General features: G+C 38.6%; 5 protein-coding genes. All 5 read right to left on the reverse strand.

Annotation, left to right across the window (positions count from 1 at the left end; genetic code table 11):
• Positions 1–8: 8 nt before the first annotated feature.
• Genes JR347_RS11635 through JR347_RS11655 form a run of 5 tightly spaced genes read right to left on the reverse strand, consistent with a single transcriptional unit; the run spans position 9 to position 19,164 of the window.
• Positions 9–12,173 carry a PKD domain-containing protein gene (locus JR347_RS11635; RefSeq protein WP_205720777.1) on the reverse strand — a complete coding sequence of 4,055 codons (12,165 nt, stop codon included), beginning with the start codon at positions 12,171–12,173 and terminating at the stop codon, positions 9–11.
• Between the two features lie 54 nt (positions 12,174–12,227).
• The gene (locus JR347_RS11640) at positions 12,228–13,484 is read right to left on the reverse strand and encodes a hypothetical protein (protein ID WP_205720778.1); all 1,257 of its coding nucleotides are present in this window, start codon (positions 13,482–13,484) and stop codon (positions 12,228–12,230) included.
• Complete coding sequence (locus JR347_RS11645) at positions 13,481–14,590, reverse strand: outer membrane beta-barrel protein (protein ID WP_205720779.1); 1,110 nt, start codon at positions 14,588–14,590, stop codon at positions 13,481–13,483. Before JR347_RS11645 ends, JR347_RS11640 begins: the two co-directional genes overlap by 4 nt.
• Positions 14,553–17,705, reverse strand: coding sequence for an nSTAND1 domain-containing NTPase (locus tag JR347_RS11650; protein ID WP_205720780.1), 3,153 nt, complete (start codon positions 17,703–17,705; stop codon positions 14,553–14,555). Before JR347_RS11650 ends, JR347_RS11645 begins: the two co-directional genes overlap by 38 nt.
• Before the next feature lie 7 nt (positions 17,706–17,712).
• The gene (locus JR347_RS11655) at positions 17,713–19,164 is read right to left on the reverse strand and encodes a DUF4062 domain-containing protein (protein ID WP_205720781.1); all 1,452 of its coding nucleotides are present in this window, start codon (positions 19,162–19,164) and stop codon (positions 17,713–17,715) included.
• Between the last annotated feature and the right edge of the window lie 5 nt (positions 19,165–19,169).

Below are 19,169 nucleotides of genomic sequence, written 5' to 3' on the forward strand. Positions count from 1 at the left end.
ACTAAAACTTATCTATCATTATGACTAATGATAACTCTTTCTCTGAAAATTTGTGTATCGTTTATGATTTGGATATGATACATACCTGATGCATAATCACGCGTATCTAGACTTATCTCTGTTGCACTTATTTCTCTATCTAATATCAATTTTCCAAAATTGTCATATACTCTAAGCGTTTTGCCTACCAAGTCACTACTTACCAGTAAATTCAATTGAGTATTTGCAGGGTTAGGGTAGAGGGTAAAATTAGTTGAACTAATGCCATCTTTAAGTCCTGTAATAGCTCCCGGATCAGGAACGTCTAACCAAATCTCTGACTGGTAAACTTCTTTGGTATTTTCGTTTTGCACGATTACCACAACGGCCAAGTCAGTAGGATCAATTACATTGATTGGTGACCAGCTAAATGTTTGCGTTGCCATAGGTGTACCACTAGTGGCTCCTTCTGTATTTAATACTCTACCGGCTGCATTTGGTAGCAACTTTCTGAGGACGAATTCAAAATCATTTTCTCCACTTGGCACGCTGCTTACACCTAATTCATTTAATGTAACTTCTTTCTCAAGTACCATAGCCATCAAAATCAGGTCTTCGTTAAGTACACCATTAGTTTGCGGAATAGGAGTGGCTTCAATAAGTAACTCTCCGTTAGCGGCTGTCACATTTAAGCCAATCTCAAACTCAGCCAATATGAGTGAACGTAAATTGAAACTATCTTCACCCCATTGTGAGAATGGTCTACCTTCCGGATCAGTAATGGTACCATCAATGATCGCTTTAGGTGTTTGTGTTACATCATAAAACAACGCCCTTGCACTTGGATCTACCTTGTTTGCTTCATTAATTGGATCATCACCAGGGAAGTCGGTATGATAATTTACTTTTACAAGGATTGTTCCCACTTCATCTTCAATATCAAAGCCTTTTAAGAAATTACTTTGATTAAGTGTAATGGTTGTTTCCGAGGAGTTTGTAAAATTCTCTAGAAGTACTGTACGTGTTCTCTCGCCAATTACAAAGTTGTCAAATGCGAAACCAGGTCTTGATGGATCCGAGTCTTGTGATAGAAAGGCGAATCTAAAGTTTACATTATTTCTATTAGCTGCTGTAATAAAATCTAACACATGACGTGGCTCTTGTAATCCAACACTATCCGACCAAGCAATTCCAGTATTTACCGTAGGTAATGATAGTTCCGTTCTGTTATACCAATCTTCACCAGAATTTAACTCTCCTTCTCCTAATATTTCCCAGTTCTTTTGTGGGTCTGCTATATTTAAATTGTCAGTTGAATATTGAAGTAAAACACCACCATTTACCAGGTCCCAGAAAGCATCAAAAGAAACCAAAGGCCTGTCAATGGAGGAGAAATCATATGTAGGGCTGTAGACGTATGATGTTTCATTTTCTAAATACGGCTGGTTAGGATTGGTTACCCACAGGTTATTACCGTCTTGCTGAATATCAGCATTGTTTGAAGATAATGTCCATGAATTACCTACAGAAGTAAGAGTAACCCAACCTTCGGCATCTGTTTCAAAACCATTACTTGGTGCAGTAATAGGATCAAACTTATCAAGAACAGCCAATGGCTTAGCCAATGTTTCAGAACAACCTAAGGTTGAAGTAACGGTTAGTCTGACAGTATCTAAAAGAGTGGCATTATAAGTATGTCTTGCTTCTGTATTAGTCGGGTTGGTTACGATCGATGAATTTCCATCACCAAAATCCCATAAGTACTCATTAATATTATCCGTAGGTGATGCACTAGGGTCTGGTGTGGTACTGGTGAATACAAATTCATCTGAAATATTAACTCCAGTAAAGTTAAATGATGTTTGAGGGATTGCACCTACTGCAACAGAAACTACAGCTTCATTAAAGCACCCTTTGTCGGTAGTAACTGTAAGGGATACATCATTATTACCATCCGAATCAAAAATGTGTGTAGGGTTTTCTTCATTACTGACAGCAGATAGATCATCAAAGTCCCATTCGTATAATGCGCCTGTTAGATCACTGAATGAGCTACTTACGCTTGAAACAAAATTGGTTTCTTGATCTTCACAACTGTTATTAAAAGTGAAATCTACAGTTGGCTTGTCGTAGATGAAAAGTAGTATTTCCGCTATGCCATTACAAGTTGAAATGTTGTTTTGATAGGAATATCTAAGCGTATACAAACCTGGGCCTAGATTTGCATTATTTGCCACAGCTTGTGAATTAATGGTTATGCTTCCATCTGAATTAAGAATAATCTCACTGGTTCCATCTTGCAATGTATTATTATTAAATAATTCATATTCACCATTCGCCTGATTGCTTTCTTCTGGCTGGCCAACAAAAATAATATTTCCAAAGTCTTCGCATACTTCAATTGTGCCGTCTACATCATCAGGAAATGTACTACTAGTTAATGATATAGTTGGAATAGGATAAACTCTAACAGTTTGTGACAATGAAATTACATCGTTATTATCTTGATTATTTGTATATTCTCCTTCAAAAAGCAACTCAACAAATTCTTCGTTATTATCGTCAGGGATCGCCATTTCGGGGATAAATGAATAGGTTGAACCATCTGTAACAAAACTATTCAAATCAGCTTGCCTTTCAACTGGTATTCCATCAAGACTAACCGAAAGGTCGGTAAGTCGATAACCAAGCAAACTGCCTTCCCCGTCAATTGTTATGGGAACCACTGGCTGGTTAGAACAATAGTTAAAGTCTAAGCCTGTAAACTGATTGTTTACGATATTGATTTCTGTGCTTCCAACTGATTGACACCCAAATTGACTCGTTTGTGTTAGCGTTATTGTTTTGAAGCCTAGTCCTGCTAAGTCAACATAAAGTATATCATCTACAACACCTGGGCCACTAAATTCATAAGTAGCTCCAACAAATTCATCTACCGGAATATCTTGAGTAAGTTGAATTTCTTGATCTGGTATACTGGTATTAATAACTGTACTAGGTGGATTGAGGCTAAATGTAGCAACTGAAGGTGGTGTTAAATTTAAATTAATTGCTGGTAAATCGAACAAACCTGTGATGTTTGAATTAACAGAAATAACACCGCTTGAAGCTGTCACATCAGCCTTAATTTCTAGATTGGTAATTCTTACTTCATCCCTATCATTTTGGTTATCAGCAATAAAAGATAGCCTTAAGGTAGAATTGTTTATATAATTTAAATTGATATCTGATAAATCTCCAGATCCTTCGAAAGGTAAGGCCGTTGCCTGTCCGGCAGCAGTATTAAATTGATAGCCATTTGGCAAAATTATATCAATAATGTTGTTGGTTGTTTCAAATATATCATCAGCCGATTCGATAATTGATATTGGAGCATTTATCAATTGAAATTCTCCAACACATAATTCAACGTCAATTTCATCGAGAATTACAGGGTCGGAACCACTATCAGAATTTGTAGGTACAGTTATTCGCTGTATACTTTGTAAATCTATATTAGTTGGAAACGTATTGGGGTTACCTCCAACGTCCTCTGCACCAACATAAATATCGTAAGTTGTGCCAGAGGATAGCCCTCTGAGTGGAACAAAGTAAAAACTATCCTCAGAAGGCGCTGAAACAGTGGCATCAGGATTAGTAAACAAATCTGCAACATCACCATCAGTTGAACCTGCTGGAAGCACTCTAACAAAGATAGTTGCTGGTTCATTTAATTTTACTTTTAAATCGAACCCTAAATCATAAGTATTTTGTAAGAGTTCACTATTATCTACATCAAATTTAAATTGTGGAGGAATATCATCTATTGTAGTAAAGTTCCAAAAACCTTTGTTAGTGATATCATTCTCTGGGTCTGTTGCACCTGTGTTGGCAGTTTTATTTGTATTTCCTGCCTGATCAATAAATCCGTTTTGTTGTAAAGTAATATAGTAACGGAAACCTCCTGTTAATACTACGGGTGCGATTAACAAGTCTGTTTGATAAAACTGTACATTGTATGTTTTATCAGGTTCAATCCCGCCAGCTGGTTCAAAAGTAAAATGTTCTGAAACCAGATTATTGGTTGCAAAATCAAACAAGCGGAAAGTCGGATTGTTTGAGAATACGTCCTCATCAAATGTTATAGTGAAATAATTCGCATTTCCTTCAGGAGCCGTAATACTCTTATTTACTGGGAAAGTAGCAGAAATCTCAGGGTCTCGACTATCTACAAAACTAAATGTATTGCCTAACGCTGTAGCTCCTAACATGTTACCGTTATCAGAATTTAAGTAAGATGTATTTGGTGTCACAGAGGCAGAAATAGAACCACTGCTAGGACCTGCTGCTACTGATACATCAGCTACTATTAGGTATCTATTATCAGTATTTAAGTCAAGGATTTCGTCAAACCCATTGATTAAGATTGTTGAATTGGTTGATAATCCTAAATCTACCGATGAGCCAGGAACAAGTGTAAAACCAACATTTATTTGTGTACTTGCTCCAACTATTTTGTAGATTCTAAAATTCTCGTAAATATCAAGGTGCTCTTGTGAGAAATCAATTTCTACATTTGTAAAATGAACTTCAAATGCAGGATCATTTGATTGAGCATCTAGATTAAAACCAACTAACACCCTATTGGTAATCCCGGAAGGAAGTACGGTTTCGTCTTGTGGAGGATAAGCTGAAATATCAATTTGAGAGAATGCTGTAGTGACCACTTCTACTGAAGATGACACATTGAATCCTTGACCATTTGTAACAGTATTTAAGGGATTTTCAACTAAAGTTAATGTACCATCACCTACGGTGTTATACTGCAGTCCGGTAAGTGTAACTAAGCCATTAGTAAAGTTTCCTGAATTAAAATTAATCAGTGCACCACCAGTATTAATGCTAAATGCCCCGTTGTAATTGGTATCAATAATACCATTGATATCAACTGCTTCTAAACTAGGTGTTGATAGTAAAGCTACTCCAACACCTTCTACTGTATTTGGGGTAGGGCTATTGACAAAGTTATACTCTGTAGCCACAACATCAATGACATTTGTTCCGGCTGGAGTACCAGCACCGGTTCCGTTAACTAAACCTCCTTGATCAAATTCGAAAAGAGAACCACCTAATTCCACCACATCTGTAATTGTAATTTGTTGTAGCTCTCCATCGGTAACATTTGCTTCATTAAACGTTACATAAACAATGAATTCTTTTGCTGTATTATCAGTTGCCTCTAAACCTAAGCCAGTAAAGTTAATTACGGCTGGACCACCTGCCATTTCATCAATCTCCGTTATGCCATCGTATATGGCTATGCTTCTGATATTATCTTCATTAGTAAGAAAAAATGTTATTTCGTCAAGAGTAGTAGAAGCTCCATCGTCATCTGTCAAATCAATACCACCATCATTAATGCTAAATCTGGCTAACTCATATGCGTTACCAGCCCCAGTAATATCTGCATCAGTGAAATTAACATACTGGAAAGTAGCTGGAGGAGTGGCCGCAAGTATAATATTTGATTCATCCGAAGAGCTAACATTAAATGAATTTGATAGACCAGCGACCAAGGGAGTACCGTCAAATGTTGCAGTTTCAACTTCTAATGTTATTCCATCTGCAGCTTGAGTAAATTCAAAAATTGGCGATAATATACCTAGATTAAAATTGCCAGTTATAGAGGCTGGATTTGTTGTTAGACCCGCTGAGTTTGAAAAATCGGTTACTGTTTCATTGAAGTCTAAATCCAAATTATTATTGTTATCCAAAGCTCGAATTGTCGTGTTAAACGGAGTATTTAAACTAGCAGCTGTTATGATATCAAAAACTAGTTGTGTCCTGGTAACTTCAATTCTATTGTCATCACCAGATATTGAAGACGTAGCTGCACTTTCAGAAGTGCGTGCTCCATTTATGGACTCAAAACTAGAACCTTGATCATTAGCAACTACCGAACTAACAGTAAAAGAAAACTGGGTATTATCAACTACACTTGTATTGTAAGATGCTCTTAAATGTAGTTTGACACTACCATCATCTGGCACAACAAGAGCAGGTGCAAAATTGAATGTAACCAAACCCGCGGCTGGTACCGCAGAGCCTATTTGGTTATTTCCATTGTCAAATATGGCAATTTGATTCAGTGGCTGAAAATTGTTAACAGCAAATGATATGGAAGTAACATTGGTGGGGAGTGCATCTGTGTCTGTTGGTGAGCCTCCACTGGTTCCATCATTTATATCAATTTCAAATAACTTAGGAAATGAATTATTTAATGCTCCTGTATATAATTCATACATAATATTTTCTTCGTAACTGAATGAAGATGCAATAACGTCAGATTCTTCGTTACCAGGAATGATATTGAAGGCTGTGCTGGCAGGCGTACTGGTTAATAAAGCCCCAACATCAACTGCACTGAGTGTTAAACTGTTTCCTAATGCGTTGTGCACAATGGCTGGTGATGTACCTAATCCGGAAGTCAATGAAACAGCAATGGGGCTTGATACTAATGAACCTGTACTAGTAAGATGGGCTGTTCCGGCATAGTCTAAATCTCGAATTCCCATAAAACCATTTGCTTCAACAGAAACACTCGGAGACATTGTTTCATTAATAAATGTTGTCGAAGGTTGGTCTACAAATTGTAAATTATCCGCAGTGATATCGAAGTAGTTATGCAAGTTGTTTGTATCTACTGATTGAGCAGCGGCTATAGTACTACTTGCAGCAGTTGTACTAACATTTGCACTGCTTAGGTTGAATACAAAGTTTCTATTATCAATAATGTCAGCTACGTTAGGCCCAGCATTTGGGGCTAACAAAATAAATAATTGATAAATTTTAAAATTACTATCTGGTATAGTATTCAATCCTGCTGGAATAGAAGCAAAGGTAAGCGTGTTTGAACCAATAGCAGGTGGCGTAATAATCTGCGCTGATCCTCCGTCAAACAAAACAGCCTCTTGAATAATTTCGTCCCAATTCGTTTCAATTCGATTAGTACCCGTGCCCAATGTAAACACAGCACTGCTCAATACTGTTGGTACTACATCATTAATTGTTGTTCCAGTATCATCGTCAGTAATACGGAACTCAGCTATTTTAATATATGGCTCGAAGCCTGGTTCTGGAGTAAGGTTTACAGTTGAAACATATGGGCCTGCCGTTATGGTTGTATTATTGGAATAACTCACTGTTATAGGATTTGAGGTTGGACTAACTAAAGTGAGAGGGCCTGTTGCAGTTGGTGTTAACGTACCGTCACCTGCTCCAGTGAAATTAAAGTTGGATGGAAAAGTTAACGAGCCTAGTGTGAACAGGCTTCCAACAGGTGTATTGGCCATTCCAATTCCCCCAGAATTTGATAGTGAGGCTAATGAGTTTACAAAGTTTAAATCCCTGTTATTGTTTTCATCAGTAGCCCAAAGTTCTAAGGCACTTGCAAAACTTGCACCTACACCAATATTTGCAGATGGAGGTACATTCCAAATCAATTGTGTTGCATCTATGTCTATAGCATTTCTACCGTCAAATGAATTAACATTGTCAAATGCAGGGTCAAAGCCGCTTGAACCAACTACAGGAGTAATACTTGCAGCATCTAATTCAAAAACGATATCTTGATTGTCAATACCGTCAGGCAAATTGGAGCTAAGCCATATACGAAGTGTATACGTTTTTTCTTCATCATCATCGACTTCACCAAGATTATCATTGCCATGGGTAATGCCACTGAAGATTATTCGATCACTTTGAATAGTAACCTGTCCGCCATCATCCTCACTATTTAAATCATTCCCTTCATCGCCCTCTAATCTTGCACCGGCAATTACTGTTGTCCAATCTGCTATAGCGTTTCCTGCCCCTTGAGTAAATATTATTTGTGTAAATTCAGTTTTAGCATTATCCGCTATATTATCGTCAGTTATACCTCCGTCATCATGAATGTTAAATCTAAAGGAAGGTGATGCTGCTATGGCTTCTCCTTGAGTGTCTGTAAGAGATGATAGGCTTACGGCTGAAGTAACATTTACAAGACGTGAGAACGAGGCTACAGGCGTAGACTGTGTTAAAGTTGCTGGTGTATTTGAACGGTAATTTACATTAGTGCCGCTGTTTGTGTAAGGATAAATTTCAAAGTCATAGGAGGTACCTGAATTTAAACCTGTAACAATGTAGGAATTTTGTCCATGTGGAACGTTAATTGCCAATTGCCCTGTTGTACCTGTCGTTAAATCAAGATCATTGACAATGAAGTTGCCGTCCGCAGGGTTGGGAAAAGAACCACTTTCCTTTACCAATAACAAGTGTTGATAGGCAATCTGTGCAGTTGCTGAGTTGGTCCAACTTAACGTTATCGTATTACTAGTTTGTCCGGTTGAAATAAAAGATACTTGATTAATATCTTCTGCAGGCTCTGGGTTAATTATTGTGTAAGTTTCATCAACTCCAATTACTGTAGCTATAGTATTATCATTACCTGTAGCATCTAATATGGTGCCTGTTGAATTTAAATCCAGATTTAATGTACCTGATGCAAAAGAATCATTTAGGTCGAAACCACTAACAGTGGCAGTGTAATTCTGACCAGAACCACTAACACCACTAATTGAAGGAGCACCAATGAGCCCCGAGGAGTTGAATGAAAAATCAGTGATATCTACTCCCGTAACTGTTTCGTTAAAAACAACATCAAAATCTACAGAACCTGAATTTATACCTGCGTTATGTGGGTTTGAATCTGCTCGCATGATGGAAGATATTCTTGCTCCAGTATTATCCACAGCAAAAGTATTGCTGGAAGGATTAGTATTGACAGGATTCCCTAACGCATCTGTAGCAGTTCCTAAAGTGATTGTAATAGTCTCATCGCCTGTCCAGACTGAGCCAGCGTTAAACGACCATGTATCACCTGCACCAGACATAACTTGATTTGAAAAAATAGAACCGGAGGAAGTGCCAACAAGGGAAATTGTAGGTGTTCCAGTTACTGCTTCACTAAAGGTGATCATTACATTTTGAAGGTCTCCATTATTAACAATATTAAATGTGTAAGTAGCTGTTGAGGTCGGACCTGTATTATCAACGTTAAAAGTTAAACCAGGCCCATCACCAACATCGGTATTTCCAATATTATCAGAAGAAGTAGCCGGGTCAATAGAAATGGTCAGGGTTCCGTTTCCAGTTATTGACGTTAACCTAACGGTAGGATTAGAAGTAGTGCCGTTCAAGATGGCAATACTTGCAGAGGTTCCTGAACCACCATCAATCAGGTTGACATCTGAAGCCTGAAGGTTGACGTTATCAGCCCCTGTATAGGTAATAGAAAAGTCAACCGTAGAACTGTTGTTGGCATCAGTTAAACTAGGTGCTCCAATAGAAACGGTTGGAGGGTCATTGTCTACGTTAAACGTAGTGGCAGGACCATTTCCGGCATCTGTATTTCCGGCATTATCAGAGGAAGTAGCCGGGTCAATAGAAATGGTCAGGGTTCCGTTTCCAGTTATTGACGTTAACCTAACGGTAGGATTAGAAGTAGTCCCATTCAAGATGGCAATACTTGCAGAAGTTCCTGAACCACCATCAATCAGGTTGACATCTGAAGCCTGAAGGTTGACGTTATCAGCCCCTGTATAGGTAATAGAAAAGTCAACCGTAGAACTGTTGTTGGCATCAGTTAAACTAGGTGCTCCAATAGAAACAGTAGGAGGGTCATTGTCTACATTAAATGTAGTAGCTGGCCCGTCACCGGCATCGGTATTTCCGGCATTGTCCGAAGAAGTAGCCGGGTCAATAGAAATGGTCAGGGTTCCGTTACCGGTAATTGAAGTTAACCGAACAGTTGGGTTGGAAGTAGTACCATTCAGGATGGCGATGCTTGCAGAAGTTCCTGAACCACCATCAATCAGGTTGACATCTGAAGCCTGAAGGTTGACGTTATCAGCCCCTGTATAGGTAATAGAAAAGTCAACCATAGAACTGTTATTGGCATCAGTTAAACTAGGTGCTCCAATAGAAACGGTTGGAGGGTCATTGTCTACGTTAAACGTAGTGGCAGGACCATCTCCGGCATCTGTATTTCCGGCATTATCAGAGGAAGTAGCCGGGTCAATAGAAATGGTCAGGGTGCCGTTACCGGTAATTGAAGTTAACCGAACAGTTGGGTTGGAAGTAGTGCCGTTCAAGATGGCAATACTTGCAGAAGTTCCTGAACCACCATCAATCAGGTTGACATCTGAAACCTGCAGGTTGACATTATCAGCCCCTGAATAGTTAATAGAAAAGTCTACTGTAGAGCTGTTATTGGCATCAGTTAAACTAGGTGTGCCGATAGAAACTGTGGGAGCAACGCCATCAACCAATACACCGGTAGTATTTGGTGGCGTAAATGTTAATGTAGTCGGATTACCACCTGCATCATTGATTGTTCCTGAATTTAATTGCAAAGGTGAAACTAGTGCAAGACCATCTGAATCAAGGTCATTATTGTCTACAGTATATCTGAACACATGGGCTGTACCAGGTGATGTGCCGGATTGAAAAGTAGCAAATTCTGGCCCTCCGTTGGCGAGTGTAACGGCTATTCTGGGTGTACCTGTGATGGTAACTGGTTCGTCAAAATTAACTGTAAAGTCAACGTTTTCACCCAATGCATAGGTGTCATTAGCCGGAGCTACAATAGAGGCAATAGAAGGAGATACATCAATAGAAGCGGAAGTTCCTGTAGTTAATGACCCTGTAGCATCAATATCAAAAATTTCATTGGTATCAAATCGTAGATCAGTCCATGAGAACTCACCTGAAGATAAGTTGCTTGTTAAATCGGCATCAATCACTGAAGATAATGAACCAGTTCCTGTTCCACGTGCCAGGGTTACTGCACTGGTATTGTCAACATCCAGGTTGCCGTTTGGATCCTGAGCTTGAACGGTGAGACCAAAATTTGTATTCAGAGCAACTACAGTAGGTTGAGCTGTTACGGCATATCGCGTGGCAGTAACAACAATTGGTACATTGCCACTGGTTACTGTATTACTGCCATACATAGTTCCACTTGTTACATTAAAATCAGCGCTGGATAGTGAAATATTGATATTCGCACCGTCAATTGCTTCTCTTTCGGGCAAAGGAATGCTTGATGATAGTCTCAATCTTAGTTGATACAATTTTGCTTCACCTTGGTTGACATCACCAATTTGGTTGTTGCCATCATTAATTCCGGTAAATTCTAACACTGAGTTATTAGTGCCACTAAATCCAGTGCTTGTAATGGTAAATTGCTGTGCATTATCACTAATACGTTCACTATACAATTGAGCATCAGCTATTACATTAGCCCAATTTATACCAATATCTGCAAGGTGAAAATCAATGGCATCAAACTGTACTCTTGTTTCGCCTGATGCAACTGTAATGTTAAAGTCAAAAATAATCTGAGAGGCAACTTGAGGTGCACTAGGTGAACTGTAAGCTGTTTCCATTGAAGATATACTGGCAGGGGTAGCTAAAGCTCCGGCAGATAAAACTTGCTGCCCAAAAACACGAATATTATCTACTGTTGTTTGTTCTCTACCTGTACCGGAATTATTAGTTCCTTGAATTTTGATTACCAAAGAGCTACCCGTGCCTGATACAGGAAATGTAAAAGACTGAAATGTTGCAGTTAACTCAGGAGCACCGCCATCGTCATTACCGTTAAGGTCAGTATCTTGTCTTAATCGACTATTTCCACCATTTTGCTCAAAATTTCCAATTAATACATCTCCACCACCGTCAATATTGGCATAAATCTCTAAATTATCACCATCTTCATATTGGTCCGGCTGAGTTGAACCAAGTAACATTCTCACTTCAATGTCTCCATAGTCCGAGATATCAATTGGATCAAGTTCAATAATACCTATCGGATCGTTCGGGTTTGCAGGAACATCTTGCTTACCAAATACATAATACCATGTACCATTTTCACCAGCCATATTGGCGTACAGCTTTGAATTCCCATCTTGTAACCTTAATAGAAAATGCTCATCTTCTGCATCTACATCATCAAACTCGTTTGCAGTTACATAGCCAATATCTCCACCAGCTGTTTCAAAACTCTCAGAACCACCTATTTGGACTAATTGCCCAAATGATAATGACTGGGCGAATAATACTATGAATACAAGTATTGTAGGTTTGATTATTAGTTGATTAAAGCCTTTCATTTCTGATTAAGATAATTTTCTTTGTCCTATAGAGCGTTTATGTGTGGATGATAGTTATATCACGTTGCCATCCCTGTCAGTTTTTATTAATATAAGTGTATTAATACCTCCAAATTCTGTATTGCCAAGTATCAAGTATCCGCCATCGGGAGACTGCATTAAAATATTGGCCTCCTCATCATTCTGATCACCGTAAAATTGATGCCACTGTACTACTCCTTGAGGATTAGTTTTTATCAAAATGATATCGCTACCGCCATCGGAATTTGATTCCGATGATCCACCAATAAGATAACCACCATCATTGGTTTGTTCTATGGAAAATCCCTCTTCATCACCAACTAAAACCAGACCTCCTGGTAATTCATTAAAAACAATTGGTTCGTTTGTAAAGGGCACACCGTCACTATTAACTAATGAAATAAAGATGTCGCCACCGTCATCGGGGTTTCTTGTACCCACCATTGCAAATCCACTGGATGTTTTAGTGATGAAACTTGTAGCGTATGATATTGAATTTGATTCATTCACAATAAATGGACTAGACAATGGAATTGGTTGACATGATGGTACCTTTACCAGTTTACCATTCTGACGGCTCGATGTGGTTTGAAAACCAGTTAAACCAAACACAACTTCATCGTTTGAGTTTGTAAAAGTTGATTTCAGTAATTGTGGATCAGATACTGCAGAAGCATAGCGGAAAGAGCATTCCGGCAGTAACTCCAAGTTGCTGCTAAATGTGCCTACCCATAAATTGTTATTTGGAGAACTAATTAGGCCAGTAGCCTTGATTTCACCTTGAGAGTTTAGTGCCAGACCTACTCCTGCAATCGGAGTATTTCCGTTATCAATCATAAATTCAGTGGAATTTACCTGCGTACCGGTTTGATCTATTTCCAAGATGAGTACACTGTTTTGGTTGTCAGCATTTATACTTTCACCAATTATTAAGTAACCATTGCCATTAGCATTGGCAATGATAGAACCACCTTTATAGCTTAGTACAGATTCAGTACTTTCATTTTGTGGATAGCTATTTTCCCAGATTAAATTACCAAGTTGATCTAACGCCAATACCTTAATTTTAAAGGAAGTCTCATCTAGCACAATCTCCTGAGTAGCCAGTATAATGATACTGCCATCTGCGTTTAACAGCATATCATTTGGCACTTCATTATTTTGACTACCGTAAAGTTTAATATAAGTCTCTGATTCACCTGGTCCTGCATCCATTTCATCATTACAAGCCGTGAACAGGAGTGAGGAGGTAACAAATAAGGTGTAAGCCAGCTTTAAACTATTTTTCATTTAGTCAACTTTTTAGGAACATATTGCGGAATAAGTACACCAATAAATGCGGTAAGGGAATGAGTATTTATGTCATTGGCGCCCCAACCAAAAAATGTTGTGAGCCGCCCATTATCGTAATGCCTGTCTGTTATATCCAAGAAACCATAACTGTATCTTACACCGGCTGTGAGGTATGTAAGGCCAATGGCTTTCTTAATACCGAATTCTACATCAGCTGTAGGGTTGAAAGACTTACGTATTTCTGCATCTATTAAATCTTCACTGGCACCATCTGGTGAGGCACCAGCGCTATTGCTTACATCAAAAGTAAGGGCACTACTTAAAATGTAACGCCCTGTTACTCCTAAGCCTACATAAGGATTGAGCTTTTCAAATTTGTTCTTTTTGATCGCTTCTTTTTCAGGAAATAAGCGGAATTGCCCCATTAATGACATTCCCGCAGAATTTTGAGTTTCTGAAACAGTTGAGTTAACTATGTCTACCCCGGTGTCAGTCCTGCTAAACATGGAATAGGAATGGTCAAAAGTGTTAATGATGTATTGAAGGTCAGATCGTAACGTTATTCTTTTTCCGAATCGTTTTTCTATGAGTAAACCCACAACAAATCCTAGTTGATTAGAATAGGTTGCATTGGAATTATTAAGGTTATGTACTCCATGTGCTTCAATTACATTGACAAATGAAGTATTAAAACCACCTCTGAAACCCCAGAAGAAGATGGGATCGTGCCTGAATGTGTTATATAGATTGATTAATTCTGCCGGGTCTGCTTGCTGGTTTATCTCAAAGCCATGATTATCACGAAGTAATTCCAACATAGCATCATCTGCCTTTTCAGTTTCATCAAGATAAATATGAGCAAGAATTAGAAGCCTGTATGCCTCTGTTCGTTCATCATCCGTGAATCCATTATCAATACAATCAGAAAGCAGTTGTTCAAGTTCATGAATTCTTCCTTCGTCAAAAACAGTACGTGCTTGTCTTAGCGTTTGCGTACAAGCAGTTTGCGCCTTAGTTTCTAAGGCGCAAAATAATACCGTACTTACTAGCAATAGGGAATAAAGCCTAATTACCTTTTGCATATTGGTTACATGTTTTTTCATATTCTATGTCATCAGCAACGTAGGTATCCCATTCGTCTTGAGACATATTTGAATCTATTTTCTTGCAAATTTTATCGGCCATTACTTCAATATCTGTTGGCCATGCACGAACTACTTCTTCTTTAGTGCCTGCCAAGACTTGAGAATTATCCGGACTAAATGCCACTGTAAATACCCAGTCTGGGTGATCGTCTAATTTTATTGGTTGTGCAGTGTAATTACTTCTATTCCAAAGTCTTACAGTTTTATCTCTGGATGCTGAAGCCAAAAATCTTCCATCGGAACTAAACTTCAAGTCTTCGATAGGTGAACTATGGCCTACCAAGCGGGTAGGAGAGGTAGAGCCGAATAGTTTAAATACTTTAATCAATCCGCGCTCATCACCCAATCCAATAACATTATCATTGCTAATGGCAATATTCAAGACTTTTGTTCCATTATCGTGAATGACTGATTCAGCATAATTCTTGTTTCCGTCATATAAGTATATTTTGCCGTTGTTACCGGCACCTACAATGTACTTACCATCATGCGAAAGTGCTATATCATTTAACCTAACCGTTGTGGCTGCCACTTCAGAAACACTATTAAAATCTGACCTCTTAATCGACTTACCATCATTGTCAAGCGCAAAGAATCCTTTATCGTCAGGGGTGATTATAATATTCCAAACTTCTTTTTCGAAGCCACTAATGGTGCGTTTTTGATTGTTATTTACATCAAAAACCTCAACATAAGTTTTACCCGCAACATTAGGGAATTCACCACCTGCAACAAGCCTTGAATTATCTGAAGAAACATCTATTGATCTAATGAGGTGATATGGTCTTGAATTTATAATTGTATCTGCCACTCTATGCTCTCCTTTCAAGGACCACTTCAAAATTTTTCCTTGTGTATCAGCAGAAAAAATATTGTTACCAGTTGTGGACGAAGCTACAGCACGAATTCCTTTTTCATGTCCGCCTAAACTTTCAACCAAAGGATCGCCAAGTTCCTTTATGGCATAATATAAGCCGTTGAAGATATCATTATCATATTGGTCACCTCCATTTTCTGAGTTAAAAATATAGGCCTGTTGTGCTAATAGACCCTTTAGAGTAGACTGTTCACTACGTAATTGTGTAGACTTAATGGCCATTGATTTACCTATAGCGAGCATTCGTAATTTATCGGCTGCTTCTTTGGCAGCTTGGGCGGCAGCCCTTTGTTCTTTAGCCACTTTCTCACTTTCTTCTGCTGCTAATTGTGCTTGGCGAGCTCTTTCTGCACTTTGTTTAGCTGCTTCCTCACCTTCCTCTGCTCTTAAACGCTGAGTTTCAGCCTCTTTTAATGCATTGTTTGCAATATCTCGTTGTTCAAGTGCAATGGCTTCAGCCTCTTTAGCAGCTGCCTCACTTTTAATTGCTATTTCTCTTTGCTTTTCGGCAGCTGCTTTTTGCTTATTTGCCTCCGCTTCATTTTTCTTGGCGAGTTCTGCGTTGGCAACCGCTTTTGCCTTTTCTTTTTCAGCAATAGTTTGTTGATAAAAAGCAAATACTAAGAAACCAAGTGATATTACTGTAGCGGCAGCAAGAACAAGCGCAACAATACGCGCATTTCTCAGCCTTCTCTTAGCCTGAAGTTCTTTAATTCGTTGTTCGGTCTCAAATTCTTTCTTAGAATACTCTAAGAAGATCATCGTTCGCTCGAAAGCAGGATGATAACGCTGACCCCAAACAAGGGTAGGGCGGTGCTTCGCCTGCCAGTTCAGTGCCAATTGTAAATCGGGCGGTCTCCAAAGGCCGGCTTTACCTACCTGGTACATGGCAGCTGCTTCTGAGAGTCGTAGATACATTTGAACGGCATCCGCTTCATCATCTACCCAGTTTTTCAACCGCACCCATATTCTCATCAAACTTTCATGAGAGATATCTATCATCGATTTACCATTCAGCGGCACACTATACGCAGGAGTCAATAAAGATCTGCTAGGGTGTCTGAATTTATCGATTACTTCTATTACTTCCTCTTCAGATACATCGGCAATTGCGGCTATTTCACCAAGGCGAGTCGGACGCCTAATACCAAAATTCTCACCTCTTTTTTCAGTAATGGCCTTAAATATAGATTCACATATCAGCTTTTGGTCATCGGTAAGCTCATCATAGGCCTCATTTGCGTGCATTGACAAGGCTTCAGACATGGTGCCAATCGCCTCATAATGCTTTATATCCAAAGGTTCATCTTCTCTATCACGATATTTTGACCAATAGCCCCATGTACGCATTAATGCGTGTTGTAGAATTGGCAACTGATCGGTGCTATCACCCAAGTCATTCAGTAGTTGTTGTACTAACCGTTGAGCTATTTGAGCATCGCCCACAGCGACAGGTCCTTCAACGGCCCTTCTTTTCTGATCCCTTGTCATTTGAGGTATCAGATAGTGGCTGTCGTTAATTTTCTTTGTTAAATCTGGGAATTGAGCACAATCTCCGATAAAATCTGACCGCATGGTGATGGCCACGTAAATGGGCACATCGGAATAATTAATTGCTTCAATAAGTAGATTAACAAACGCTAAAGTTTCATTAACTGCAGTAGAGTCATCACTATCTTTAAACCTGAAAAGTTCTTCAAACTGATCGACAAGGATCAGGTAATTCTTATCTGTTGCCCTCCTTGATTGTAATACAGCTTCTACTAAGCCAAGAGAACTACTTCTTAATAGAGTGGTTATGATGGTTTTCTTGATCTTTTTCTCCTCATCATCAGCAGCAATATAGGCTGGATCCTTTGATACTATCGATTCTGCAAGATTATCGATGGGGCCTGCACCTGGTCTGGTAACCACTACTTCCCAATCAGGGCTTGTGTCTGTTAAGAATCCACCATAAAGAATAGGAAGCACGCCACAATAGATAAATGATGATTTACCACTCCCTGATGGACCGATTACCCCAACAAACCGATGCTTTGAGAGCTTTAAAAGAACTTCATCACTTTGCCCTTCCCGACCAAAGAAAAGATGGCTTTCTTCAATTTTAAATGGACGCAACCCAGGGAAAGGGTTGTCAACTACTTTTTTCTCATTCGATGATGAAGATGATGTTATGTCTTCTAGTATTTCACTCATGGCCTTACTAGTTTAGTTCTTCCAAAAAGCCTTTTAGTCCTTCAATAGAATTGTTTCCATTGCCGTCAATAAGGGTCACGTTATAATTTTTATATGCGCTAATATCCAGTTTGTCTTCACGACTGCTCACAATAGCCTTACCTTTAATAGGTTTCCTTCTTCCGAATCCTGGAGCTTTTAATAGGTCGAGTAGCTTCATTCTTACCCACTGATTGTTTACTTTACCCTGATAAATAACAGCGGCATCGAAACTTCTCAAATTATTAATATGATCTTGTCTAAGTTCAAGTAATTCACCTTTAAAGCTTGGTGCTAGAACAGTATATCCAGCTTTTTCTATTTCTTTCTTTAAAGGCTCAACTTCTTTTTCATCAATTTTATCGTGCAAAACGTAAACTGAAGGCTTGCCATTTTTCTCTGGTGAGACTGCTTTGCCCATTCGCTTATCTATTCCAACTTCAATTAGTTCTTCCCTAATAATATTTTTGAAATCTTCTAATGCTGTCTGTAGTATCTCTGTTCCTTCAGATGATGAAAGATCGCGTTTTACATTTTCTATAAAAGCGAGTTGCTTTTCACTAGCGTGATTTAGCTGATTTGAAATCCAAATTAGTCTTGAAAACTTGCTTTTGTCTTTTAAGCTGGCACTTCTTTCGGCAGCAATTTGATTCTGAATATCAACAACTGATTTATCAGAACCAGAAGGAATATCGCCATATGAGCTGCCGATTAAATGAATAGAAAGAGAACACTCTTCCAATTCTTTGCTTACTACCTTCTTCAATTCTTCAACCTCTTGAGGTAACGTGTGGTCAGGCATTACTTTATAGCCGTGTCTTTGAAGTTCTCTTTTGATAATATTTCTCTGAATGGATAGGTCATAACCAGTTTCAGCCAAATAAATTGATCTTCGTTCGAAAAGGTGTTTCACCTCTGAAGCTCTGTCCAATTCATTTAAAACAATTAAACTTTCATGGATATCATAGGCTAAATCCACCATTTTCATCCAAAAGCTTCTTTCAGCTTCAGGACTAAAGAAATCGACAAAATCATCAATTTCTCCGGTTTCAGAATCTATGTCAAAAAGGTCATAGCCTAATAGGCCTTTCAATTTTGCTGGTTGTTCTTCTAAAGAAACAGGCTTCTTAGTTACTTTAAATACTCTATCTACTTCGGCTTTTCCTACAGCTTTAAAAAAGGATTCCAATGTGTCGAGAGACTCACCTGATTCAATAAAAGCAGGGGATAGGATAGGTACAAGGGTTGCAACCTTTTTTAAGTTTGCACCAGTAATACTGTCATGCTCAGATTTTAACATGATATTAGGTTTTTTACCTAAAACCTGAACCAGCATTAACTCTAAAAATTTTTTAAAGTTATTTACCCAACCTAAATCTGAATCAGATTGCTGGTTATCATCATTCGCATAAATGATTAGTACGTCAATATCAAAAGCCATATAAA

Origin of the sequence: Fulvivirga lutea (assembly GCF_017068455.1) — a bacterium.
Classification (GTDB): domain Bacteria; phylum Bacteroidota; class Bacteroidia; order Cytophagales; family Cyclobacteriaceae; genus Fulvivirga; species Fulvivirga lutea.

Excerpts from the sequence above, each read along its gene's own strand:
- JR347_RS11635 (WP_205720777.1), bottom strand. The coding sequence starts at position 12,173 with ATGAAAGGCTTTAATCAACTAATAATCAAACCTACAATACTTGTATTC.
- JR347_RS11645 (WP_205720779.1), bottom strand. The coding sequence starts at position 14,590 with ATGAAAAAACATGTAACCAATATGCAAAAGGTAATTAGGCTTTATTCC.
- JR347_RS11650 (WP_205720780.1), bottom strand. The coding sequence starts at position 17,705 with ATGAGTGAAATACTAGAAGACATAACATCATCTTCATCATCGAATGAG.
- JR347_RS11640 (WP_205720778.1), bottom strand. The coding sequence starts at position 13,484 with ATGAAAAATAGTTTAAAGCTGGCTTACACCTTATTTGTTACCTCCTCA.
- JR347_RS11655 (WP_205720781.1), bottom strand. The coding sequence starts at position 19,164 with ATGGCTTTTGATATTGACGTACTAATCATTTATGCGAATGATGATAAC.